The organism is Vibrio rotiferianus, assembly GCF_002214395.1.
Lineage (GTDB): Bacteria > Pseudomonadota > Gammaproteobacteria > Enterobacterales > Vibrionaceae > Vibrio > Vibrio rotiferianus.
This window is the reverse complement of sequence record NZ_CP018312.1, coordinates 946,723-970,896: the sequence shown is the minus strand read 5'-3', so window position 1 is coordinate 970,896 and position 24,174 is coordinate 946,723. Positions and strand designations below refer to the sequence as shown.

At 44.4% G+C, this 24,174-nt stretch carries 21 protein-coding genes; 4 read left to right on the top strand and 17 right to left on the bottom strand.

Annotated features, from left to right (window positions below):
- The first annotated feature begins 94 nt into the window (after positions 1–94).
- Positions 95–1,375: an adenosylmethionine--8-amino-7-oxononanoate transaminase gene (bioA, locus tag BSZ04_RS13565; RefSeq protein ID WP_088880565.1), complete on the top strand. Its 1,281-nt coding sequence runs from the start codon at positions 95–97 to the stop codon at positions 1,373–1,375.
- Between the two features lie 69 nt (positions 1,376–1,444).
- Here the strand turns inward: bioA and BSZ04_RS13560 are convergent, their stop codons facing one another.
- The 8 genes from BSZ04_RS13560 to lrp all read right to left on the bottom strand — a co-directional run bounded on the left by BSZ04_RS13560 (position 1,445) and on the right by lrp (position 10,679).
- On the bottom strand, positions 1,445–1,711 hold the full coding sequence (locus tag BSZ04_RS13560; RefSeq protein WP_045394326.1) for a DksA/TraR family C4-type zinc finger protein: 267 nt from the start codon (positions 1,709–1,711) through the stop codon (positions 1,445–1,447).
- Between the two features lie 137 nt (positions 1,712–1,848).
- Complete coding sequence (locus tag BSZ04_RS25210; protein WP_088881599.1) at positions 1,849–2,277, bottom strand: hypothetical protein; 429 nt, start codon at positions 2,275–2,277, stop codon at positions 1,849–1,851.
- Positions 2,267–3,169, bottom strand: coding sequence for an N-acetylmuramidase domain-containing protein (locus tag BSZ04_RS13550; RefSeq protein WP_088880564.1), 903 nt, complete (start codon positions 3,167–3,169; stop codon positions 2,267–2,269). The genes BSZ04_RS25210 and BSZ04_RS13550 overlap by 11 nt, the downstream gene beginning before the upstream one ends.
- A gap of 202 nt (positions 3,170–3,371) precedes the next feature.
- Positions 3,372–4,679: a serine--tRNA ligase gene (serS, locus tag BSZ04_RS13545; RefSeq protein WP_088880563.1), complete on the bottom strand. Its 1,308-nt coding sequence runs from the start codon at positions 4,677–4,679 to the stop codon at positions 3,372–3,374.
- A gap of 91 nt (positions 4,680–4,770) precedes the next feature.
- Positions 4,771–6,126, bottom strand: coding sequence for a replication-associated recombination protein A (locus BSZ04_RS13540; RefSeq protein WP_269456898.1), 1,356 nt, complete (start codon positions 6,124–6,126; stop codon positions 4,771–4,773).
- Entirely contained in the window at positions 6,127–6,753 is a 627-nt protein-coding gene (gene lolA, locus BSZ04_RS13535) for an outer membrane lipoprotein periplasmic chaperone LolA (RefSeq protein WP_010449221.1), read from the bottom strand.
- Between the two features lie 74 nt (positions 6,754–6,827).
- Positions 6,828–10,034 carry a DNA translocase FtsK 4TM domain-containing protein gene (locus BSZ04_RS13530; protein ID WP_088880562.1) on the bottom strand — a complete coding sequence of 1,069 codons (3,207 nt, stop codon included), beginning with the start codon at positions 10,032–10,034 and terminating at the stop codon, positions 6,828–6,830.
- A gap of 150 nt (positions 10,035–10,184) precedes the next feature.
- Complete coding sequence (gene lrp / locus BSZ04_RS13525; RefSeq protein ID WP_038882782.1) at positions 10,185–10,679, bottom strand: leucine-responsive transcriptional regulator Lrp; 495 nt, start codon at positions 10,677–10,679, stop codon at positions 10,185–10,187.
- Positions 10,680–10,835: 156 nt separating this feature from the next.
- Here lrp and ald point away from each other — a divergent pair, with 156 nt between their 5' ends.
- A complete protein-coding gene (gene ald / locus BSZ04_RS13520; protein WP_010449229.1) occupies positions 10,836–11,960 on the top strand; it encodes an alanine dehydrogenase in 1,125 nt (374 codons plus the stop codon).
- Between the two features lie 93 nt (positions 11,961–12,053).
- On the opposite strand, the gene BSZ04_RS13515 is transcribed toward ald, so the two are convergent.
- Positions 12,054–13,250, bottom strand: coding sequence for a methyltransferase (locus tag BSZ04_RS13515; protein WP_010449230.1), 1,197 nt, complete (start codon positions 13,248–13,250; stop codon positions 12,054–12,056).
- Positions 13,251–13,303: 53 nt separating this feature from the next.
- Complete coding sequence (gene cysB / locus BSZ04_RS13510) at positions 13,304–14,278, bottom strand: HTH-type transcriptional regulator CysB (protein ID WP_010449232.1); 975 nt, start codon at positions 14,276–14,278, stop codon at positions 13,304–13,306.
- Between the two features lie 357 nt (positions 14,279–14,635).
- Between cysB and BSZ04_RS13505 the strand changes: the two genes are divergently transcribed.
- Together BSZ04_RS13505 and miaE are read left to right on the top strand one after the other, a co-directional pair.
- Positions 14,636–15,400 carry a hypothetical protein gene (locus BSZ04_RS13505; RefSeq protein WP_010449233.1) on the top strand — a complete coding sequence of 255 codons (765 nt, stop codon included), beginning with the start codon at positions 14,636–14,638 and terminating at the stop codon, positions 15,398–15,400.
- Between the two features lie 125 nt (positions 15,401–15,525).
- Entirely contained in the window at positions 15,526–16,308 is a 783-nt protein-coding gene (gene miaE, locus BSZ04_RS13500) for a tRNA isopentenyl-2-thiomethyl-A-37 hydroxylase MiaE (RefSeq protein ID WP_010449234.1), read from the top strand.
- Between the two features lie 44 nt (positions 16,309–16,352).
- On the opposite strand, the gene BSZ04_RS13495 is transcribed toward miaE, so the two are convergent.
- The 7 genes from BSZ04_RS13495 to cmk form a co-directional block, all read right to left on the bottom strand.
- Positions 16,353–18,191 (bottom strand): extracellular solute-binding protein, encoded by a 1,839-nt coding sequence (locus BSZ04_RS13495; protein WP_088880561.1) that lies wholly within the window; start codon positions 18,189–18,191, stop codon positions 16,353–16,355.
- 414 nt (positions 18,192–18,605) lie between these two features.
- Positions 18,606–19,307 carry an orotidine-5'-phosphate decarboxylase gene (gene pyrF, locus BSZ04_RS13490; RefSeq protein WP_088880560.1) on the bottom strand — a complete coding sequence of 234 codons (702 nt, stop codon included), beginning with the start codon at positions 19,305–19,307 and terminating at the stop codon, positions 18,606–18,608.
- Positions 19,308–19,391: 84 nt separating this feature from the next.
- Positions 19,392–20,567, bottom strand: coding sequence for a lipopolysaccharide assembly protein LapB (gene lapB, locus BSZ04_RS13485; protein ID WP_010449237.1), 1,176 nt, complete (start codon positions 20,565–20,567; stop codon positions 19,392–19,394).
- An 18-nt stretch (positions 20,568–20,585) separates the two neighbouring features.
- Positions 20,586–20,879: a lipopolysaccharide assembly protein LapA domain-containing protein gene (locus tag BSZ04_RS13480; RefSeq protein WP_010449238.1), complete on the bottom strand. Its 294-nt coding sequence runs from the start codon at positions 20,877–20,879 to the stop codon at positions 20,586–20,588.
- A gap of 180 nt (positions 20,880–21,059) precedes the next feature.
- Positions 21,060–21,344 carry an integration host factor subunit beta gene (ihfB, locus tag BSZ04_RS13475; protein WP_010449239.1) on the bottom strand — a complete coding sequence of 95 codons (285 nt, stop codon included), beginning with the start codon at positions 21,342–21,344 and terminating at the stop codon, positions 21,060–21,062.
- A gap of 213 nt (positions 21,345–21,557) precedes the next feature.
- Positions 21,558–23,228 (bottom strand): 30S ribosomal protein S1, encoded by a 1,671-nt coding sequence (rpsA, locus tag BSZ04_RS13470; protein WP_010449240.1) that lies wholly within the window; start codon positions 23,226–23,228, stop codon positions 21,558–21,560.
- Between the two features lie 110 nt (positions 23,229–23,338).
- Complete coding sequence (gene cmk, locus BSZ04_RS13465) at positions 23,339–24,019, bottom strand: (d)CMP kinase (protein WP_010449241.1); 681 nt, start codon at positions 24,017–24,019, stop codon at positions 23,339–23,341.
- Positions 24,020–24,174: the final 155 nt, after the last annotated feature.

The window sequence follows — 24,174 nt, the reverse complement described above, 5'->3', positions numbered from 1 at the left end:
AGTCTACTGAGTCTCGATAAACTGTCAACACAACGCAATACAACAAAGTTTACATCTGTTTATTTTTTAAACTTAATTACTATTGGAATAGCACATGGATCTCGCCTTCGACCGCCAGCACATCTGGCATCCCTATACTTCAACGTTGACACCTCTGACCTGCTACCCAGTGGTATCAGCAAGTGGTGTACACATTAAATTGGAAGACGGGACTGAGCTTGTCGATGGTATGTCCTCTTGGTGGTCAACTATCCATGGCTATAACCACCCGCACTTAAATCAAGCGGCTCACCAGCAAATCGACAAGGTGTCGCATGTAATGTTCGGCGGGATTACCCACCAGCCAGCAATCAGTTTGTGTAAGAAACTATTGTCCCTTGCACCAAATAATCTTGAACATGTCTTTCTTGCTGATTCTGGTTCCGTTGCCGTAGAAGTCAGCTTAAAAATGGCACTGCAATATTGGCATGCAAAAGGCGAACGCCGACCGAAGTTTCTGACTTTGCGACACGGTTATCACGGTGACACCTTTGCGGCGATGTCGGTAACCGATCCTGATAACTCCATGCACTCTCTCTACAAAGGCTTTTTGCCTGAGCATATCTTTGCGGAGTCTCCAACTTGTGGTTATTGGGATGAATGGAACCCAGAAGATCTTACAGACTTTGAGCACAAGATTGAAACGCATCATCAAGAACTCGCTGCGGTGATCCTAGAGCCTATAGTTCAAGGAGCAGGCGGTATGCGTATCTACCATCCAGAATTTCTCAAAGGCGTACGTAAGCTTTGTGATAAACACGGTTTGTTATTGATTGCAGATGAAATCGCAACCGGATTTGGGCGTACCGGTAAACTGTTTGCTTGCGAACACGCAGATATTCAGCCAGACATTTTGTGTGTCGGTAAAGCACTCACCGGCGGCTACATGACGCTCTCTGCGACCCTAGCGAGCAAGCACGTCGCGGATACTGTTTGTGGTGGTGACGCTGGGTGTTTTATGCACGGTCCAACCTTTATGGGGAATCCACTCGCTTGTGCTGTAGCTACTGCAAGTTTGGAGTTGATCGAACAAGGTGATTGGAAGCAGCAAACCCAACAAATCGAAACGCTGTTTTCTGAGTTACTGCCAAAACTTGAAGAATACGACTTGGTTAAAAACACCCGTTGGTTGGGTGCCATTGGCGTAGTAGAAACGCATCGCCCAGTGAATATGGAAACCATCCAAGCCTTGTTTGTTGAACACGGAGTTTGGATTCGTCCATTTGGCAAACTGATTTATATGATGCCGCCATTTATCAGCACGCCGGAAGATATTGAGAAGCTAGTTAACGCGATTGATGCAGCGTTGCAACGTGAAGATTGCTTCGCTTCATAGTTCAACTCAACACGAAAACGGTTTGAGTATGAGGCTCAAACCGTCTCTTTATTTGCCTGAACAGTAAAGCTATCGAAGTTGACTGTCTTTACTGGCTCGTCGATTAAATAATGCTTGGCGTTGAGACATCAATTCGATTGTTGACTGACATTCGATACACAAACGAACGCCTTTCATCGCAAGACGACGCGCTTCCGGAATCTCATCGCCACACTCATCGCAGTAATGGGCGCTTTCACCCTTTGTGATACTGCCACGAACACGGGAAATCTCGTCGTCTATTGTGTTTTGAATTTGTTGGCTGACGCTATCGTCGTTTGCCCAACCTACGGCCATAAGCCCTCCTCGTTACTTGAATGAGAAAATCTACTTACCGTGGTAAGGTGGATGATTATATCGATTACAAATAACAAGATAATTAGGGCGTATAAGAAAACACTATTACGTATTGGTAATAATAGTTATATCATCGGTTAATCGCTACTCTCTTGAAAAAGCAATGCAAGGTTACTCATACTCCCTTCCTCACACTCATAATATTGCGTTTGCCCTGACTGCTTCAACGTAACACTGAGTGTCTTCTCTACCTCATTAAACTCCTCGCTAAAGTACTCACTGACTAATATAACGCGCTCACCAATACTAAATTCCAGTGACTTCTCATCTACCAATGCTCGGTGATACTGGTCTAATTTAAAGTCCTTTATAACTAAGGCCCTTTCTATGCTGCTACCCCCTAAGTTAAGCTCCGACAGTAGTACCTGGTTGTTTATGTTTTCTATTGATATTTCTAGACGGTTAGGATGTGAAGCATCACACTTAAATAGCGCAGTATTAGTGTGACTGGAAACACAAGCAGATGAACTAAAAAGAAGCCCAAGCAAAGAAATGTTACGCAGCATTTTTAATCGAAGCATATTTTTTGTAAGCCTTTTCTAATTTGACGTCGTATTGATTTTTCTGATACTCAGAACCATTGTAACCACGAGCAAAGGCAGCCCAATTTTTATCTCTTATATGCTCACCTAAGCCAGACTTTTGGATAAACGTAACAAAAGCCTCAAGTTGTTTCTTCTCCGACTCGAATACAGCTTTAACAAAGGATTCAGCGGTAACATGACCAGCCAACTTGAAATTAAAGCCCATAATTTGGAAACGTCCCCAAGATGCGGAGCGGATTGCTGCATTTGAATTCAGTTCAATAGCTTTATTTAAACGTACGTATTCTGAGATACCACCGACATACAGACTTCGATTCCAATGCCGACTTGAAATACTTGGATGGCTGTTATCGTAAGCTCTTGAAGTAAGTCTCGAAAATATATGAGCCTCAAACAAAATCTTTGGCTTACCATTGCTAAAGTAGGCTTCTCCTCGGCTCTCAACTTCCGCCACAGCTTTAATAGCAGCGACTTCACATCCAAGAGTTTCAGCTACTTTGCGATAATCCAAGTCCGTCAACGCATCTCTTGAGCCAACCAAAGGTAACGTATATGCTGCCGCAGTCTCAGGTGTTCGTTTTAAACACTCATTCAACTTGCGATGGCTTCTTCCACTCACATCTATCCTTCCATCTGGACGAGCTATCCCAACAAGTTTTTTCTGAAAAGCTTTAATTGCGGCGACAGTCTTCGAGTTTTCCGGTCTAGAGCCTAGTTTCCCATCCACTTTAAGCTCCTTTACTCCCTTTAAAGAACCAAGCAATTGGTTAATAGACCTTTGTACCGTTCGAATATCGACATCCGAATTTTTACCACCTAAGCCAACAGAGCCACTTAATCTTATCGAAGCCACAAAATACCTCCTTTTTAAATCTTGGAGGAGCTTGTCATGCCCAATAAAGATTAGAAAAATATCATTAAGAATTGGTTTTAATAATTTAGGTCAACTATGCAGTACCTCATCCAGCATTTACATAACAACGTATTTTCACTCGACGCAGATAACAAAAAACCCAGCGCTAAGGCTGGGTTTTGGTGTTCTAGTGGTTAATGCATTAACCGATGTGCGTTGCGCCCGCCATGTACTTCTGAAGTACTGTAGGGATTGCAATGCGGCCGTCTGCTTCTTGGTTGTTTTCTAGGATAGCAACCATTGTACGACCTACAGCTAGACCAGAACCGTTTAGCGTGTGTACAAGCTCAGGTTTCTTCTCGCCTTTACGACGGAAACGCGCTTGCATACGACGAGCTTGGAAGTCCCACATGTTAGAACATGAAGAGATTTCACGGTAAGTTTCTTGAGCAGGAACCCAAACTTCTAGGTCGTAAGTTTTACGAGCGCCGAAGCCCATGTCACCTGTACATAGAACTACTTTACGGTAAGGAAGTTCTAGAAGTTGTAGAACTTTCTCAGCGTGGCCTGTTAGCTCTTCTAGCGCGTTCATTGAATCTTCTGGCTTAGTGATTTGTACTAGCTCAACCTTGTCGAACTGGTGCATACGAATCAGACCACGAGTATCACGACCGTAAGAACCTGCTTCTGAACGGAAACATGGCGTGTGAGCTGTCATCTTAAGCGGTAGATCCGCTTCGTCAGAAATCGTGTCACGAACTAGGTTCGTTACTGGTACTTCTGCCGTTGGGATTAGAGACAATTTACGTGGCTCTTCATCGTTTACTTTTTCTACTAGCGGCTCAGTGTGGAAAAGATCTTTACCAAACTTAGGAAGCTGACCAGTACCGAATAGGCTGTCAGAGTTTACTAGGTAAGGTACGTACATTTCTGTGTAGCCGTGTTCTTCAGTGTGAAGATCCAGCATGAACTGAGCGATTGCACGGTGTAGACGAGCAAATTGGCCTTTCATCACGATGAAACGCGCGCCAGTGATCTTAACTGCGCTTGCGAAGTCTAGACCGTCACCCATTTCGCCTAGGTCAACGTGATCTTTCAGTTCGAAGTCGTAAGACTTTGGCTCACCCCAACGAGAGATTTCAACGTTGTCGTTTTCATCTTTACCATCTGGCACTTCATCATCAGGGATGTTTGGTACAGAAAGCGTGAATTCGTCTAGTTGAGCCATTACTTGCTCAAGTTCAACTTTCTTCGCATCAAGATCGCTACCTAGAGTACCGATTTGCTTCTTGATCTCTTCTGCGCCTTCTTTGTCGCCAGCTGCCATTTTTTGGCCGATTTGCTTGGAGATGGAGTTACGCGTGGATTGTAAATTTTCTACTTCTACTTGAATGGACTTACGTTGTTCTTCAAGTTTACGAATAGTATCTACGTCTAGCTTAAAGCCACGACGCGCCAGTTTAGCAGCTGTTTCATCCAGCTCTGTACGAAGTAATTTAGAATCCAGCATTGTTAATCCTATGCTTTGTGTTGTGAAATCACGCGCACTTTCCAAGCGTACGCGTTAAAAAAATTTACTGAACAAATGTATCCAAAAACGCCTACTTTTCATAGCGCTTTTGTGGGCTATTTGCGTCTAAAGTAGCCAAGTAATCTAACTTTTCGCCGATTTTGGTCTCTAGACCACGATTTGTAGGCTGATAGTACCTACGATCGTCCATTTCAGGTGGCAAATATTGCTCACCCGCGGCGTAAGCGCCAGGCTCATCGTGAGCATAACGATACTCTGCACCGTAACCCATGTCTTTCATCAAACTGGTTGGCGCATTTCGAAGGTGATGCGGCACTTCATATTCAGGCAAGTTATGGGCGTCTGTGAGGGCTTGTTTCCATGCTACGTACACCGCATTACTTTTTGGCGCGCATGCTAAATACACAATTGCCTGCGCAATCGCACGTTCACCTTCTGCCGGACCAACACGGGTGAAGCAATCCCAAGCGGACAGTGCCACTTGCATTGCACGAGGATCCGCGTTACCCACATCTTCAGAGGCAATCGCTAGCAATCGACGGGCAATATACAAAGGGTCACAACCTGCAGCAATCATCCGCGCAGCCCAGTAAAGTGCAGCATCAGGGTTTGAGCCACGAATGGATTTGTGGACTGCAGAAATTAGGTCGTACCAAATGTCGCCTTTGTTATCAAAACGAGAGACTTTCTCCCCTGCTACTTCCGCAAGCAACTTCAATGTAATCTCTTTTTCACCCTGCGCATTGTCCTCTGCCATATCGTAAAGCAGTTCAAGGTAATTGAGAGACATGCGAGCATCACCGTTTACCAGTTCTGCTAGGCGGTCTAAAACATTGTCGACGAAGTGTGCAGGCGTATTACCCAGCCCACGCTCTTTGTCACTGATCGCTTGATTCAGTGCCAACGAGATTTCATCTTTATCGAGAGACGTTAGCTTGTATACACGCGCACGTGACAGCAATGCGTTGTTTAACTCAAACGACGGGTTTTCTGTCGTCGCACCAATAAAGGTAACGGTGCCATCTTCAATATGCGGTAAAAACGCGTCTTGTTGAGATTTGTTGAAGCGATGCACCTCATCAACAAATAAGATGGTGCGGCGGCCTGCCATTTTGTTCTCTCGCGCTTTCTCAATCGCTGCACGGATTTCTTTCACGCCAGACGTCACCGCAGACACACGCTCAACTTCAGCGTTGGCATAGTTTGCTGCCACTTCCGCCAATGTCGTCTTACCTGTGCCTGGTGGTCCCCAGAGAATCATAGAGTGAATATGACCAGCCTCTAGCGCACGGCGTAGTGGCTTACCAGGACCTAAAATATGCTGCTGACCGATGTACTGTTCAATCGTTTCCGGTCTCATACGAGCAGCAAGGGGACGAAAATCTTCGTCCCCCGAGAAATCTAATGTGTAATTGCTCACTGCCAATTAATTCCTTTGGTCATCCACTTCCACGCCATCTGGAATTGTGAATGTGAATCTATCTGCCTTAGGTTTACCAAGCTTCACATTGTTAAAGGTGAACAAGCCTTTCTGACCGTCTTGCTCAACCACGTTAAAGCCTTTCACCACACCTTTAGCATCAATATTAATCTGGAATTGGCCTTGTGTGGAGTCTACCGCGGTAGGAATAAGAGTAAACTGATCACCTTTTTGAGAGATCTGGTAGTTATCCCAATCACTTGCACGGTTACGCGTTAACAAAACAAATGGCGTCTGCTCGGTTGCTTGCTCTTGCCAGTAGATACTCACTTGTTCAATGAACGGGCTGTAGTACCACAATGTTTTACCGTCAGAAACCAACAAGTTTTCATCAGGGAATGTGGTGCTCCAACGGAACAAGCTCGGACGAGCAATCTCCACCGTGCCTTCTCCTTCCATTACCGTTTCGCCTTCAGGGCTGATAACTTGCTGAGAGAAGTCCGCACTGAAACCATCGTTCATAGAAAGGCGTTTGTTTAATTCATCTTTAGGTGTCGCTGCATTTGCAGTAGAGAAGAGAGAAAAGCTTAAAACAAGCGTAGAAAAAAGTTTCGCTGAAAATAGTTTTTTCATTCAAATACCTATCAGAGGGTCAAAGACCTAAAGTTACTCACCTCATTTGGACTTAGGTGAGTAACACAAGTTCATTAATCTTTTGGTGGCGCAGGAGCCAATACTTCGCGGTTACCGTTATGACCTGGAGCACTTACGATGCCTTGTGCTTCAAGCTGCTCAACAATTCGAGCCGCTCGGTTATAGCCGATCTTGAATCGACGCTGTACGCCAGAAACCGAACCACGACGCGATTGAACCACGTGCTCAACCACTTGATCGAACAGTGGATCCACTTCTTCATCCGAGTCCATCTGCTCGCCTGGAAGTAAGCTTTCTGGGCCTTGGTCGCCACTGATGATTTCATCGATGTAGTTTGGTTTACCACGCGCTTTCCAGTTGTTCACAACAGCGTGAACATCATCATCCGATGCAAACGCACCGTGAACGCGGGTCGTATGGCTTGATCCCGGTGGTAAGTAAAGCATATCACCCATACCCAATAGCGATTCTGCACCGCCTTGGTCAAGGATAGTACGTGAGTCCGTCTTCGTAGATACAGTAAACGCCACACGCGTTGGGATGTTTGCTTTAATCAGGCCGGTAATAACGTCAACCGATGGACGCTGCGTCGCAAGGATCAAGTGAATACCTGCCGCACGCGCTTTTTGCGCCAAGCGAGCGATCAGTTCTTCAACCTTCTTACCTACCACCATCATTAGGTCGGCAAATTCATCGACAACCACAACGATGTAAGGCAGTTTCTCTAGCAGCGGCGGCTCAGTGTCCATGCTGTCGCCTTCTTGCCAGAATGGGTCGTGAATTGGGTGACCCGCTTCTGCTGCCATCTTCAACTTCTCGTTGAAGCCTTTCACATTACGTACACCCAGTGCCGACATCAGTTTGTAACGACGTTCCATCTCGCCCACACACCAACGCAGTGCGTTAGACGCGTCTTTCATGTCCGTTACAACTTCTGAAAGAAGATGAGGAATACCTTCGTAGATGGAAAGCTCCAACATTTTCGGGTCGATCATGATGAAACGCAGATCTTCTGGCGATGCTTTGTAAAGCATACTCAAGATCATCACGTTCACACCTACTGACTTACCAGAACCAGTTGTACCCGCTACCAGTACGTGAGGCATTTTCGCGATATCTGCAATCACCGCTTCACCGGCGATATCTTGACCAAGAACGACCGTTGTTGGTGACGTTGCTTGTTCAAACTGAGGGCTACTGATTACATCAGACAAGAATACCGTCTGACGGCTCATGTTAGGCAGCTCTAGACCGACATAAGGTTTGCCCGGAATCACTTCTACTACACGTACCGCCATTGCAGACAACGCACGTGCCAAGTCCATAGATAGGCCAGAAATGCGGCTTACTTTTACGCCTGGCGCCAAATCAAGTTCGAATCGAGTGATAACAGGACCAGGATAAATGCCGACCACGTCCGCTTTAATCTTGTAGTCTGCAAGCTTAGTTTCGACGAGACGAGCCACTTCTTCCAAAGCATCACGATCGATAAAGTTGTCGCGCTTCTCTGGGTGGTAAAGCAATTCTAACGTTGGTAGTGGCTCTGCTGGTACTGGCAAGTTTTGCTCTTGCTGTACCAAGAATGGATTTTGCTGAGCAACCACTTTCGCCTGAGCGCTCGATACCATATTTTGGAACGCGGCCACATCTTGGTCGCCTTCTTGAACTTCTTCTACCTCAACTTCTTGAGGTGCAGGTTCAAACGTAGCTGAAGGCGATGCAGGTTGTGGTTGAGACGCAACGTGTTGCTGCACAGGTTGTTCTTGAACAGCCTGCATAGCTTCTTGTGGGTTAACAGCTGCTTGTTGCGGCTCCATATAAGTTGGTTGAGCCTGCTGCGCTTGGTACTCATCTTCTTCATCTAAAACATCTAGATTCGAAATAGTTGGTTCGATGTGCTGGCTTGGCTCAGTTTGTTCAACAATGTTATCCAGTGCTGTTGCGTTAATCACAGGCTCCTCGTGTTGAGGTTTCTCTGTATTTTCTTGCTCAAACGATGCATGAATTGAAGGCTGTTCTTGCTGAGCTTGCTCTGCTGCAAACTGAGCGTATTCGTCATAACTTGGCTCGTTATCGTACTGTTCTGATACAGCAGGTTCAGGCTGAACAAACGGTTCTTGTGGCAATTCTTGCTGATGAATAGCTTGTTTATGAATAGCTTGTTGAGGAACAGCTTGCTGTAGAACTGAATCTTGAGAAACAGGTTGTGAGACTTCAGGCTGAGTAACAACAGTATCAATAACTGGCTGTTGAACTTGTGGCACTTCGTCAGCCCAGTCGTCGGCTTGTTGCGCCGCCGCTTCTAGCTCTTCAATGGTGACATTTAGCTGCTTAGTTCGCTCAACCTCTGGATCAACATTATCTGTATTGACCATTACCGCCGGCGTAGCAGGAGTTGGCGCTTCTTCTGGCGGTTGAGACGGTTTTGCTGCCGATTGAGGCATGTAGATTGGGTATTCATGTACAGGCTCTGGCTCTTTACTATCATCAATATCATAAGCAGTAAGATGCGGAAGTACTTCATCCTCAGTTTCAGTCTCTTGTTCATTGAGACGTTGAGGCACACTATCAGCAACAACTTCATCTAGCTGAGGCTCGATGGTTTCTTTTTCTGTTCCGCGAACCTTGTTCAAAATAGCAGAAAGCAAACTTAGAGATTTATCTCCAAGCCATTCAACTATCGAAAGCCATGAAATACCAGTAAACAAGGTAAAACCGGCACCCCATAAGAACAATAGAACCAGAGTGGTACCTAGCACGTTTAGAGTTGGCAGCGATAAGCTTGTCAGAACATCACCGACTACACCACCTGATGAAAAATACCAAATATCATCGAAGTTAATATCCGCAAGGCCGCTACTGGTTAAGATCAAAATAACCAAGCCAAGCAAGCGGGTACCCCAGAGCATCAGATCTATAGGGTCATCCTCCCCGCGTTTACGAAAAGCAACCCACGCTCCGATGATCAATAGGAAAGGTATAGGATAAGCGAGCGAACCAAACGTAAAGAATAAGGTATCAGCAAGCCAAGCTCCAAACACACCGCCAGCATTATTAATCTCCCCTCCCCAAGCCGTTTGTGACCATGAAGGATCGGCAGGACTAAAAGTGAATAGTGCGACGGCGAGTAAAACTGAACTGAGAACGCCAACAATCAGGCAGCATTCTTTTAAGCGTTGGAAGCCATTGAGTCGTGAAGACTGAGGCTCTTCACTGGTTTTGATAATAGTTTCGACTTTCTTAGCGTTCTCTTTGAACATAAATCAACTTGAATACGATATGAGTAATAAATAAGCAAAACAATCCGAGCGGCAAAAGCCGCTCGGTAAATTGATTTAACCATATCAAAGAGAAAAACCCAATTATTCAATGGTGAAAGCGGAAGCATATACCGCTTTCTTTGCAATAATTTAACGAGTTTTAATCACTAGCTGGTTAGTTTGTTTCACTTCTTCCATAACTACATAGGTACGAGTGTCATTTACGCCTGGAAGACGCAGTAACGTATCGCCTAGTAGTCGACGGTATGCACCCATGTCAGATACACGGGTTTTTAGAAGATAGTCGAAATCACCTGATACTAGATGACACTCTTGAATGTCGTCTAGTTTTTGAACAGCGGCATTAAACTGCTCAAACACATCTGGTGCACCACGGTTTAGAGTGATTTCTACAAACACGAGTAGAGATGCATCTAGATACTGCGGGTTTAGTAACGCAGTGTAACCTGTGATGTAGCCTTGACGCTCCAATCGACGTACACGCTCCAGACATGGAGTCGGAGAAAGTCCTACACGTTTTGAAAGCTCTACGTTTGAAATACGACCGTCTTTCTGCAATTCATTAAGAATGTTGCGGTCGATACGGTCTAGTTCCTTGGACGGCTTTTTATAGTTGTCTGCCATTTTTTATTCCACCTTATTACTTCCTTGCAAAAAAATATACTACAACTTTTTAATATTTAGGGCCAAATTTTGTAAAACAATATCTATACTAGATATTAATTCGACAATAACACCCTACAAACAGTTAATACAACCATTATAGAAAGAGGACACAGGATGATCATTGGCGTACCTAAGGAAATCAAGAACCACGAATACCGTGTGGGCATGATCCCAGCTAGCGTGAGAGAACTCATCTCACATGGTCACCAAGTTTTTGTTGAGACCAATGCAGGTGCCGGCATCGGTTTTTCAGACGATGACTACATCGCTGTAGGCGCATCCATTCTTCCTACTGCTGCTGACGTGTTTGCGAAAGCAGACATGATTGTCAAAGTAAAAGAACCCCAAGCTATCGAGAGAGCAATGCTCCGCGAAGGGCAGATTTTATTTACTTATTTACACCTAGCACCAGATTTTCCACAAACTGATGAGCTAATCAAGAGCAAAGCTGTCTGTATAGCCTATGAGACTGTAACAGATAATATGGGTCGTTTGCCACTATTAGCACCAATGTCAGAAGTTGCTGGTCGTATGTCTATCCAAGCTGGTGCCCAAACTCTAGAAAAATCACACGGGGGTCGTGGTTTACTTCTAGGTGGCGTTCCTGGTGTTGAACCAGCGAAAGTCGTTGTTGTGGGCGGTGGTGTCGTTGGCGCAAACGCAGCTCGTATGGCTGTTGGTCTTCGCGCAGACGTTACAATCCTAGACCGTAATGTAGACACACTACGTAAACTAGACGAGGAATTCCAAGGTCGCGCTAAAGTGGTTTATTCTACAGAAGACGCTATTGAGAAGCATGTTCTAGAAGCAGACCTAGTTATCGGTGCGGTTCTTATCCCTGGTGCAGCAGCACCTAAACTGGTAACAAAAGAGCACATTGCTAAGATGAAGCCAGGCGCGGCGGTCGTTGACGTAGCAATCGACCAAGGCGGTTGTTTCGAGACTTCTCACGCAACAACGCACGCAGACCCAACTTACATCGTTGACGAAGTGGTTCACTACTGTGTTGCAAACATGCCAGGTGCAGTTGCTCGTACTTCAACATTCGCGCTGAACAACGCAACGCTTCCATACATCGTGAAGCTTGCAAACAAAGGCTACCGTGAAGCACTTCTAGAAGACAACGGCTTCCTTGAAGGTCTAAACGTTATCCACGGTAAAGTGACTTGTAAAGAAGTTGCTGAGAGCTTTGACCTAGAATATGTTGAACCAGCGCAAGCTATCGCAATGTTCAACTAATGACAAAATAACGCATAAATTGTCACGTTTTGTTTACAAAAGCCCACTCTAAAGTGGGCTTTTCTGCATAGAGCATTTAATTATAAAAAATAACTAAACCTTATAAGCACAAATTAATATGTTTCTAGGTGTGACAGATTTAGCGCAAAACTCTGCCAATCTAACACGATAACCACGTTCTTCAAGATAAAGTGCTTTGTCCAAAGCAAGCCAAATCTCCAACGGCCGTTGAAAGACCAACTGAACCAGGCTCAAACGCTCCATTTGCCAAAAGCGTTGCTCGCCTAACTTTTCAAAATAATCGAAGTTGATTTGTTGAGAAAGATCGATGCCCTTCTGATCCGCCGCCCAGCGGCACAAAGACTCAAAACCATCACTTAACTGCGACTTACGAATGCTTGGCACCGGCTGATACCCTTCCATACCCAAACCTTGTCGAGTGATTAAATCAAACCCCAGCCTAAATACCATTTCTTGCTGACGATGACGGCGTACACGTTCACCACCTGTCACAGTTTGCTGTAGCGGAATACGTAGCTCTTGCTTAGACAACGAGAGAGAAGACGCTCTGCCCCGCTCCGACATCGGCTGATACTGCTCAGACTGAATCAAATGATAACAGCAAGGTGAGATCGTCATTGCTGCCACACCGTTTTCGCTGCCATACTGCATCAAACGAACATGGAGATCACCACACGCATGCAGTGCCACCGCGTGTTGCGTCGGCTTAAACACCGCCTTCGCTTTGCTATCGAACGCGTCACCTTGAATAAACGTCATCTTCCAATGATGCTCATTCGCCGCTTGTTGCCCCGAGTCGCACAGCGCTTGTTGGTATTCAAAACTGGTAACAGGCTGATCGGTTTGCGTTGTCAGGATGCGTCCCAAGTATCCTTTACCTGAACACCACTCTAGCCATTCTTCACCGTGATGATGTTGAATCGCCGCTTCGCCCATAGAGCTAATTTGCTCCAATTTACGACCGGGGATGCCGTTATCTAAACCACGGGCAAGCTCCAAACCGTTTAAAGTCAACGTTTCTAAATGGGTAAGATCAGCTAGTTGCTCAAGTTCAGGTAAAAACGGGCTAAGCGCTTTCAACGCAAGTTCGGGCTCTGCTTTGTATTCTTCGATTTGAAAGGGACTAAGAGACGCTAGCCACTGGCACAACTGGGGATGTTGCTCTTGCCATGGTAATGATGTGTGAATGCTGCTTTTAAATGGCTCGAATCGCCACAAAGATTGGTTTTCGATTAAGCAGTCATTAATAAATTGAAATTGCGTTTTCATAGCTCCCCCTACAACGAGCGCATTGTAGAGGGAATCGAAACATCAATGAAGTGTTATCTAACCGGAAGTTCGATGTCTTTAAACATCTCTTCGATTTCCGCGTTCGACTTCAGTGAAATCGCCTGCTCAACGACAGGGCGAGTTAAATGTGGAGCAAAACGCTCCATGAAGTCGAACATGTATGAACGCAGGAAGGTACCACGACGGAAACCAATACTCGTAGTGCTTGCACCAAATAAGTGGCTAGCGTCAATCGCAACCAGATCACCGTCTTGCTCCTCATCGACAGCCATACTTGCTATCACACCAACACCAATACCCATACGGACATAAGTTTTGATTACGTCTGCATCCGTTGCCGTAAACACAACGCGTGGCGTTAGGCCTTCACGATTAAATGCGGTATCTAGCTCCGAACGCCCTGTAAATCCAAACACGTAGGTAACTAGAGGATATGCAGCCAAATCATGAATGGTTACCGTCTCTTTTTTCGCAAGAGGGTGATCTTTAGGTACCACGATAGAACGATTCCAGTGGTAACAAGGCAACATGATGGCATCTTGGTAGAGATGAAGCGCTTCTGTTGCAATCGCAAAGTTCGCCGTGCCTTTGGCAATCGCTTCAGACATCTGTGAAGGCGTACCTTGGTGCATGTGCAGCGATACTTTCGGGTAACGAGCCGTAAAGCCTTTGATTACATCTGGCAATGCATAACGTGCTTGAGTATGAGTTGTAGAGATGTTCAGCGTGCCCATTTCTGGGTGTGTATGTTCACCTGCGACCGCCTTGATACTTTCAACGCGAGCAAGAATCTCTTGAGAAATTCGAATAATTTCCTCACCTGCAGGCGTCACTTGAGTTAGATGTTTTCCGCTACGCTCAAATATTTGAATACCAAGCTCATCTTCAAGCAAACGAACTTGCTTGCTGATACCAGGTTGGGACGTATATAGACTTTCTGCGGTAGCAGACACATTTAAATTATGGTTAACAACCTCAACAATGTACTTCAGTTGCTGCAGTTTCATAGTAATCCCTTACTCAAATGGAGATGAACATTGGACATCGTGTCATCTTGCCGAACGCATAAGCGCATCAAGCTATTTAGCTGGCACGATATAATCTTTAGTTATAACGTGTTAACCATTAAATTAACAGATCTTTCTAACTTATACCCATATACACCCAAGTAACCTCGAGATGTTAGGTTCATAAATCCTTGCGCGTAGAACGCTTTATTTGTTCTTTAGGCCGCATTCTTTGTTCAATTCATCATCAAAATGTGCCTAATGCAAAATAATCAAACAAATGGGGTGCCGAGTAAGATAAGATTCATGTATTCTTGAACGCTAGCCATCAAAAAAATATAAGCAGACACAGAAGATATGAATATTGGTTTAATCATTGCCTTAGTTGCCATCTTATTGGTGTTGGTGCTCGGCTATAACATCATGCTGCAATATAAAGTTAAAGTTGAAACTGCGAGAAGACAGGAATCAGCTCGATATGTAGCACTCATAGATGGGACTGAAGAACTTATCGGACATGCGCACCATATTCCTTTCAGTAAAGAACTTTTAGTGTGTCTTAATAACCGCATTCTCGATGCACTGGAAAGCATGCGAGAGCTAGATCCAAAGAATAAGCAGCTTGTTCAACGAATCGAAAATATGAAGCAACAAATCGACCAGTTGAAAGCCAATTATAAAGGTGGAGATAGCACCAGCTTTAAGCTACCAACCAGTGATAAGCAAGCGATTGTTATGCTTAAGCTGGTTAAGCGCCTACGTGACACTATCCGAAATGAGCACAACAAAGGCCGCCTAGATACTCAGACGTACGTGACTGAAAACGCTCGTCTAGAAACAATGCAAATCCGCATCAACATCGAAAACGTAATCAAACGAGCGAATGACTCTATCGCTCGAGGTCAGCCTGGCACTGCACTACAATTGCTTCGTAAAGGTATTGATGCTCTAAGCACAAAAAATGATGCTTACTCTGTTCAAGCTAAACAAAAGCTTGAAGAAATGCTTGGTGACTTAGATAAGAAACGTCAAGATAAGAATGATGCCGAGGTCCAGCAAATTGCCGATAAAGAGCGTGACAATGATATGGAAGCACTCTTCGGTGAAAAGAAAAAGTGGTAAACTCGATAAAAGCTTTCCACCCTATTCGATTAAAGGCTGCGTTTGCAGCCTTTTTTACGTCTTATCGTTTTGAATAGGCATAAGCTGAATAGATAAAATTTGAATGTAAAGTGCTAAAAATTAAAATGATTAATCTCGATGCCTATCAGGATCTTCTTGCTCCAATTAACCAATTCTTACAATGCAGCACCCCAGATGAATGGGTTGAGGAAGCAAAAAAGCCAGAAAACCTTCAAACTATTTTGTTGGATCACCTACTGTGTGAACTCAAGGCTGGGCAGTCAGCGATGTTCTTGATCCGTAAATACGCAGTAGACCAAACTAGTGCCCACACCTTACTCGATTGGTTCAAACCCTACGAAGATTTCGCTTATCGCAAAACGGGCTCACTTGCGACATTGAAGGGTAAAAGTAATATCTCTAAAGCGATCATTGCAAAATCAGATTCGCCATATAGCCAAGATCTAATTGATAAGATGGTTTTGCTGATCAAAGAAGAATTGCACCATTTCTACCAAGTATTGGAAATCATGGAGAGCCGTGGGGTGGAATACAAAAACATTCCAGCTAGTCGCTATGCAAAAACTCTAATTTCGCACATGAAAACACACGAGCCAGAAACGTTGATTGATAAGCTCATCATTGGTGCGTACATCGAAGCTCGCTCTTGTGAACGTTTTGCAAAACTAGCCCCGCACATGGATGACGATATCGCAAAATTCTACGTATCCCTACTACGTTCAGAAGCGCGTCACTATCAAGATTACTTGATACTCGCAGAGCAAATTGCTGGCAAAGATATTAGTGAGCGTGTGACTTATTTCGGCCAAATCGAAGCGGAACTAATTAGCACTCTAGACGACGACTTTAAGTTTCATAGCGGCGTACCCAGTTCTAAAGTTGCTTAAAATAAAAAGCCCACCTAATGGTGGGCTCTTTATTCTCTGTTCGATTACAGCTTGTATCGCTCATCAATGAAAGTGACTTCTGGGAAGGTTTTCCCCGCTTTCATTGCTTTTTCTGTTTCTTTCTTCGCTGTCTTATCAATCCAGAAGTTACCAACATCCATTGGGTGGAACATCCACTCTGTGCTCTTCGTCATACCATCTTTTGGTACTTTAACCCAACGCCAGTGTGCTTCACGCGTGTAAGGAACCATGTATCCAGGAACAATGATATTCGCTTCAGATACATACTTTTGGATCTGGCGTGATAGGTCGTAGCGTTTCTGCTGCTCAAACTCATTGTCATACGCTTCAATCAGCTTATCTAGCTCAGGACTGCTGTAATTCGTATGCGCGTTAGTTTGTGGTTTGTTCGCGTTATCAGAGTGCAAGTACTCCCAGTACGCAGGAATCTCACCAGAGCCCATATTCAAGAAGGCTAATTGGTGTTTCTTTTCAAGGATATACTTAAATGCCGATGAACCATCAACAAGATTCAGTGTGTATTCCAAGCCAGCCAGTTTTGCTTGCTCTTTTAAGTAAGCAATACGTGGAGTCCATGAGTTGTAACCATAGGTAATTGCAAAGCTTAAGCGTTGCCCCTTGTCATTAATACGAACACCGTCAGCGCCAATCTTATCAAAGCCTGCCTTCTCAAAGTGCTTAATCGCAGCTGCGGCATCAAACTTTGGAGGTGTGTTATTAGGATCATCATAGTTACCATGACCAAAGCCAAGACCATGAGGTTTACGCGAGTAGTCACCACGCATGATGTTTTCAATCATGCCGTCATAATCCGTTGCAGCCATGACACCTTTACGTACTTCTAAGTCGTCTAGCATTGGCATAGCAGTATTCATCCATAAGCCACCAGCGCCTTGAGGTGCTTGGTTGAATCCCCAATACTTCTGCACATAACCATTTTTATAGACATCACCGCTTGTTTTGTCATGCCAAAGGTTTGGTAATACCATGTCAAAGTAATCTAGATTACCTTTTTCAAAATGCTTCATCGCAATGTCTTGATCGCGAATCACTGTAATACGCACTTTATCTACATTGTAGCGATTCTTGTAATAACGATTGTTGTAACCCCACCAATCGTCACCAACATGTTTAAACGTTACGCTCTTACCTTTCTTAACTTTATCTAAGTAGTATGGCGCAGCCGTAGGTTCAGCCTTAAAGTTGAACTTACGGACAAAGTTGTCCGGCATACCATCATTATTTTCATCTTTTTCTTTAGCAAAGAAATGCTCTGGACGAGGTTGAAAACCATTACTTGGCATGTTTATCATTACCATCAATGAGTCATGGCTTTGCGCAACGGCAAGATCAACTTTAATGGTATACTCGTCGATCTTTTCGACGCTCAGGATACTGTTTTTGAAGAAGTCGTTATACCAAGGGTCAATAATGTCTTTAGATGTGTAGTACTTCATCATAAATACGTAATCGTCCGCGGTGATTTTTTCACCATCCGACCATTTCGCTGTGTCATCAAGCTTGAAGTAAACGGTTTTATTGTCATCACCAAACGCCCACTCTTTAGCAAGCTGAGGAATCCATTTACCCGTATTTGGGTGACGCTGAGCCAGTTTTGGAGCACCATCCATAAAGTACTGACGAAGACCAGAGTTAGCATCAGGACCTACACTACGAAGAGTCTGAGGAAAACTCAGCATATAAGTACGCAGCGTCCCGCCTCTTACTGCTTCTTCTGAAGCAAATAATGGTTCGTTATTATTTGAAATCCATTCGATATCAGCTGGCAGTTCCGTAGCGTTTATTTGAAAGCTCGTAGCGACCAAGGTTGCCAGTGCCGTAAGTGGCAGGTTTCTTATCATTGTATTCTTCCTTGTTGTGTTTACGTCGTAAACTAGGAAAAAACAAGTGAACCCCAGAGAGAATGCGGTGAACGCAGTTCAAGAAATCATGAAGGAGATAATACTAAGCAAGTTCCATTCTATTTCAGTATTAAAATCAGAGAGTTTCACTAGGTCATCCTAGACCTTACAACGCAGTGAATGCATCTATTGCATAGTATTCGTTACGTATTTGTAACGCAACCCATCAATAACACATGGTTGCACATTTCCATCATCACAACTCATTATGTTACTAAAGTGTGATCGTTATAGTTAGAAGTCCTAGCTTCTTCGTGAATATCAAGACTCTCGCCTTTCGACTTTTTGAGGAAAGCAGTAAACAAAAAAGCGAAGTGTTACCACTCCGCCTTCTTAATTTTATGTTGTTCAAACTTACATGTTTAACAAGCTTGCATTAATTGTAGCGAGTACTGCTGAAGGGTCAGCAGCTTGAGTAATAGGACGACCAATCACTAGGTAATCAGAACCCGCTTGGATTGCATCTAAGGGCGTCATGATGCGGCGTTGATCACCTTGTTCTGAGCCTGCTGGACGAATACCCGGAGTCACTAACTTAAACTCTTTGCCAAGTTCATTCTTCAGTAGCGATGATTCTTGCGCAGAACATACTACGCCATCAAGACCTGAATTCTTTGTCAGCGTTGCTAGGCGAATCACTTGCTCTTGAGGTGCAACGTTCAAGCCAATACCTGCCAAATCACTTTGCTCCATGCTTGTAAGCACAGTCACGCCGATCAGCAGTGGACGGTCTTTACCGTAAGGTTCAAGAATCTCACGAGATGCCGTCATCATACGTTCACCACCACTCGCGTGAACGTTCACCATCCATACACCTAGCTCAGCCGCAGCGCGAACTGCTTTTGAACACGTATTCGGGATATCGTGAAATTTCAGGTCTAGGAACACAGAGAAACCACGTTTATGAAGCTCACGTACGAAATCAGGACCAAATAGCGTAAACATTTCCTTGCCTACTTTTAGGCGACATGACGCAGGATCAATTCTATCTACGAACGCAAGTGCATCTGCTTGGTTGTCATAATCCAGTGCGACAATAACTTTTTGGTCGATCATTTCATCTCCTAACTAGTTTTGGTTCTTATTAAATAAAAGGTTAAAAAAATGCAGCGGACAGAAACTCTGCCAGCTGCATTAAAATTATTCACCGTCCAATCCTCGGATTGGCTTGATCGTCCCCCATCCTTTACAAGATGGACAATGCCAGTAAAGGGAATGAGTGGAGAAACCACATTTCCTGCATCGGTAATGTGGTTTAACTTTTAACTGTTCACCAACCATTGCTTGAAGCGTCGACAAACTGTCTTTTGCACGGCCATCCTCCGCCTCTGCAATATGGTAGTCGATAAGGCGATAAAAGCCCTTCATGGTAGGATTTTTCAATAACTGTTTAGTCAACAGTTCTTGAGCAGCACCAACACTGTCATGATGAGCAACAAGCTGAGCCAACATTAACTCGGCCGACACGCCCGCTTTTTTACCTATACAGGTACGTAGAAATTCTACCAACTCTTCTTCTTGACCAAGGTGATGGTAACACTCCGCAATGGTAGGCAGTACATCACTGACGAAGTCTTTGTCTTGCTCTAGTACGCCAGTCAAATACTTAATAGTGTGCTTATAGTCTTCAGACTCTAAATACAGTCGTCCCAACGAAATACTGGCGCGGACACATTTCGGATCTTCCGAGAGTGCTTTCTTGAAGTGTTGAATGGCTTTATTGGTATTACCGTCAGCTTGATCAAGCATGGCAAGCTCACACCAGAAATGGGCGATATTGGCACGAATTCGAGTGCGCTTTTTACCCAGCTTGGAAAGCTGATTGGCATAGAAAATTGCTTTATCCCACTCTCGGGTCTGTTGATAAATGGTGACAAGCTGCTGCAAAGCGCCTTCTTTATGATCGGGTTCTTCAACTAACTGCTCGAATATCTTTTCAGCACGATCGAGAAAGCCCGAAGCCATATAATCTTTAGCTAGCTGCTGAAGAGCGAGATTTTTCTGATCCAAGGTCAGGCCAGAACGTGAGATGAGATTTTGGTGAATACGAATTGCGCGATCCACCTCACCTCGAGAACGGAAAAGATTACCCAGCGCTAGATGGGTATCTATCGTTTCATTATCGACTTGGAGCAATTCAATAAAGTGATCAACCGCTTTGTCTGACTGGTCAGACAAAAGCAGGTTTAAACCCGTCACGTATTGACGGGATATTTGATGAGATTGCTTCTGCTTGTCTTGCTGAGCGCTGCGATGCCCCATGTACCAGCCATACGCGGCGGCTATCGGCAATAACAAGAAGAGTAGTTCAAGCATTAAAGTTGGGCCTTATCCTTATGCCTGTTTTTCTACTGCAGGTTTTGCAGGTTTCTGTGCTTCTATCGGCTCGTATTTTTTCAGTTTCTTTTTCAAACGACGAACTTGAAGCTGCGTCTTAAACTGAATGCTAGCAAAGATTACCCATGCCAATGCGAAGCCAACCACAAATACAACACCTAACAATGTTGAAAGGTGGAAGTCACCTTTTGCAATTAAGTAGTTAAAAGCTACGATCTCTTGGTTTTGAGAACCTAAAGCCAGTGCAATTAAAAAGAGAGCTAGTACAGCGATAATTTTTATAATTTTCATATTACATCACCCTTAGAGGAGTAAGTAGGTAAGATTATGCAGGAAAATGTTTCTTCAGACCACGTATATTATACCGAAGTCACTTCTAGGTGCTAGATTCAACTCTACTTGCTCACTTTTTGGCTATAAAAAAGCGGCATACTGTAGAGTATGCCGCTTTTTCAAACCGTTAGTTGACAATTAACTGCCAATATTTACGCGTTCACGCAATTCTTTACCTGGTTTAAAGTGAGGAACGTACTTACCTTCTAATTCCACTTTATCGCCAGTTTTAGGGTTGCGACCTACGCGAGGCTCGCGGTAATGAAGAGAAAAACTACCAAAGCCACGGATCTCGATACGATCACCGGTCTCTAGTGTAGAGGCCATATGCTCCAAAATATCTTTTACAGCATCTTCTACCTCTTTCGCTGACAAGTGTGTTTGCTCAGCGCAGAGTCTTTCAATCAGTTCTGACTTAGTCATAGTTGCCCTCTTAGAGTATTTTTATCACTCATTATAGTAAGTAATACTAATTCCAACAAACACTTGCTATCAATTCTAGACAAATTTTATGCAAAATGCGTAATGAAAAAATGCCTTTTACCAAGATAGTTTATCGACATTAGTATTACTACTTAGTTTGTAACAAGCATAAAAAAGGAGCCTTGCGGCTCCTTTTTAGCTTAAGCGAGTAAATTATTCGCCTTTAGCAGCTTTGAAAGCGTCAGCCATTGCATTACCAAAAGCAGCTTCGTCTTGCTTGTTGATAGATGCCATTGCTTCTTGCTCATCAGCTTCATCTTTAGCTTTGATAGATAGGTTGATTACGCGGTTCTTACGGTCAACACCTGTGAACTTCGCTTCAACAACATCACCAGCGCTTAGGATTAGAGAAGCATCTTCTACGCGATCGCGAGATACTTCAGAAGCACGGATGTAGCCTTCAACGCCTTCTGCGATTTCAACTGTAGCGCCTTTAGCGTCAACAGCAGTTACAGTAGCGTTAACTAGAACACCTTTCTTGTTATCAGCAACGTAAGCATTGAATGGGTCGTTTTCCATTTGCTTAACGCCTAGAGAGATGCGCTCACGCTCAGCGTCTACTGCTAGAACAACTGCAGAGATCTCGTCGCCTTTCTTGTACTCACGTACAGCTTCTTCGCCAGCAACATTCCAAGAAATGTCAGATAGGTGAACTAGACCGTCGATGCCGCCTTCTAGACCGATGAAGATACCGAAGTCAGTGATAGACTTGATCTTACCAGTAACTTTGTCGCCTTTAGCTTGTGCTTCAGCGAATGACTGCCATGGGTTAGCTTTACACTGTTTCAGACCTAGAGAAATACGACGACGTTCTTCGTCGATCTCAAGAACCATAACCTCAACTTCGTCGCCAACATTAACAACTTTAGATGGGTGGATGTTCTTGTTAGTCCAATCCATTTCTGAAACGTGTACTAGACCTTCAACGCCTTCTTCGATTTCAACGAAGCAGCCGTAGTCAGTTAGGTTAGTTACGCGACCAGTTAGTTTGTGACCTTCTGGGTAACGCTTAGCGATTGCTACCCATGGATCTTCGCCTAGTTGCTTAAGACCTAGTGATACGCGAGTACGCTCACGGTCGAACTTAAGAACTTTAACTTGGATCTCGTCACCAACGTTAACGATTTCAGATGGGTGCTTAACGCGCTTCCAAGCCATATCAGTGATATGTAGAAGACCGTCAACGCCACCTAGGTCAACGAACGCACCGTAGTCAGTAAGGTTCTTAACGATACCTTTAACTTCAGAACCTTCTTGTAGAGTTTCTAGAAGCTCGTCACGCTCAACGCTGTTCTCAGATTCGATAACTGCACGACGTGAAACAACTACGTTGTTACGTTTTTGGTCAAGTTTGATAACTTTGAACTCTAGCTCTTTGTTTTCTAGGTGAGCAGTGTCGCGGATTGGACGTACGTCTACTAGAGAGCCAGGAAGGAAAGCACGGATACCGTTTAGTTCAACAGTGAAACCGCCTTTAACTTTACCGTTGATGATACCAACAACAGTTTCAGCTTCTTCGTAAGCTTTCTCAAGAACGATCCAAGCTTCGTGACGCTTAGCTTTCTCACGAGAAAGTTGAGTTTCACCGAAACCATCTTCAACAGCGTCTAGAGCTACGTCTACTTCAGCACCAACTTCAACTTCAAGTTCGCCAGCAGCGTTCTTGAACTGTTCAGCAGGGATAGCAGATTCAGACTTAAGACCAGCGTCAACAAGAACGTAACCGTTCTCGATAGCTACTACAGTACCTTTAACGATGCTGCCTTGTTGGAATTCTGTTTCGTTTAGAAACTCTTCAAAGAGTTGAGCAAAAGATTCAGTCATTTATTTAATCTTCAATAAATTAAACGTCCACGGGTATCCTACCGCATGGGGTTATTAAATTCGCCAGTCATCATCCTTGCGACCAACGCTCTTAGTCTAGCCGAGTATCATTACTCAGCTAGCTTCGATTCGATATATTGTAGTGCCTTTTCTACCACTTCGTCGATAGTCATCGACGTAGAATCTAGCACAAGCGCATCCTCTGCAGGGCGTAGTGGCGCCACTGGGCGGTTACGATCTCGGTCGTCACGCTCTTGGATCTCGCTCAAAAGGTCAGCAAATCTAACATCTAACCCTTTATCTTGCAACTGTTTAAGGCGTCGATTTGCACGCTCTTCTGCACTTGCATCAAGGAAAATTTTCGCTTGTGCACCCGTGAATACAACCGTACCCATGTCACGACCATCAGCAACAAGACCCGGAGCGGTCTCAAATGCACGCTGACGACGCAATAATGCTTCACGAACGCGTGGCAGTGCTGCCACTTTAGACGCAGCCATGCCGGTTTCTTCTTTACGAAGTTCACCTGAAACGTCTTCGCCTTCTAGAATCACTTTTACTAGGTCACCTTCAGCAACAAACTGAACGTCTAGGTGAGTAGCTAGTGGGACAAGCGCGTCTTCTGACTCAGTGTCTACACCGTGGTGAATCGCTGCAAGTGCAAGTACACGATAAATCGCGCCAGAATCCAGAAGGTGGAAGCCCAACTTCTTTGCTAGCAACATACATAAAGTGCCTTTACCTGCACCACTAGGTCCATCTACGGTAACAACCGGAGTTTGAGAGGACATGTTCTTCTCCACCTATAATTTCTTTTTCAGCAATTTGCTCGGTTTTCGAGGCGCGTATTATACGGGTAATTGCCCTCTGGGGCGAGGAAAAATGTCCTGTAAAGCATTACACCTAATGCGCAGTTGGATTCACGCTATTGGGGAAAGTTCCAATA

Bases quoted from the DNA above. Each gene is read 5' to 3' on its own strand.
- bioA (WP_088880565.1), top strand. From the start codon at position 95: ATGGATCTCGCCTTCGACCGCCAGCACATCTGGCATCCCTATACTTCA.
- ald (WP_010449229.1), top strand. From the start codon at position 10,836: ATGATCATTGGCGTACCTAAGGAAATCAAGAACCACGAATACCGTGTG.
- BSZ04_RS13515 (WP_010449230.1), bottom strand. From the start codon at position 13,250: ATGAAAACGCAATTTCAATTTATTAATGACTGCTTAATCGAAAACCAA.
- pyrF (WP_088880560.1), bottom strand. From the start codon at position 19,307: ATGATCGACCAAAAAGTTATTGTCGCACTGGATTATGACAACCAAGCA.
- BSZ04_RS25210 (WP_088881599.1), bottom strand. From the start codon at position 2,277: ATGCTGCGTAACATTTCTTTGCTTGGGCTTCTTTTTAGTTCATCTGCT.
- cysB (WP_010449232.1), bottom strand. From the start codon at position 14,278: ATGAAACTGCAGCAACTGAAGTACATTGTTGAGGTTGTTAACCATAAT.
- lapB (WP_010449237.1), bottom strand. From the start codon at position 20,567: ATGCTTGAACTACTCTTCTTGTTATTGCCGATAGCCGCCGCGTATGGC.
- rpsA (WP_010449240.1), bottom strand. From the start codon at position 23,228: ATGACTGAATCTTTTGCTCAACTCTTTGAAGAGTTTCTAAACGAAACA.
- lolA (WP_010449221.1), bottom strand. From the start codon at position 6,753: ATGAAAAAACTATTTTCAGCGAAACTTTTTTCTACGCTTGTTTTAAGC.
- BSZ04_RS13495 (WP_088880561.1), bottom strand. From the start codon at position 18,191: ATGATAAGAAACCTGCCACTTACGGCACTGGCAACCTTGGTCGCTACG.
- BSZ04_RS13480 (WP_010449238.1), bottom strand. From the start codon at position 20,879: ATGAAAATTATAAAAATTATCGCTGTACTAGCTCTCTTTTTAATTGCA.
- miaE (WP_010449234.1), top strand. From the start codon at position 15,526: ATGATTAATCTCGATGCCTATCAGGATCTTCTTGCTCCAATTAACCAA.
- BSZ04_RS13560 (WP_045394326.1), bottom strand. From the start codon at position 1,711: ATGGCCGTAGGTTGGGCAAACGACGATAGCGTCAGCCAACAAATTCAA.
- BSZ04_RS13505 (WP_010449233.1), top strand. From the start codon at position 14,636: ATGAATATTGGTTTAATCATTGCCTTAGTTGCCATCTTATTGGTGTTG.
- lrp (WP_038882782.1), bottom strand. From the start codon at position 10,679: ATGGCAGACAACTATAAAAAGCCGTCCAAGGAACTAGACCGTATCGAC.
- cmk (WP_010449241.1), bottom strand. From the start codon at position 24,019: ATGTCCTCTCAAACTCCGGTTGTTACCGTAGATGGACCTAGTGGTGCA.
- BSZ04_RS13530 (WP_088880562.1), bottom strand. From the start codon at position 10,034: ATGTTCAAAGAGAACGCTAAGAAAGTCGAAACTATTATCAAAACCAGT.
- serS (WP_088880563.1), bottom strand. From the start codon at position 4,679: ATGCTGGATTCTAAATTACTTCGTACAGAGCTGGATGAAACAGCTGCT.
- ihfB (WP_010449239.1), bottom strand. From the start codon at position 21,344: ATGACTAAGTCAGAACTGATTGAAAGACTCTGCGCTGAGCAAACACAC.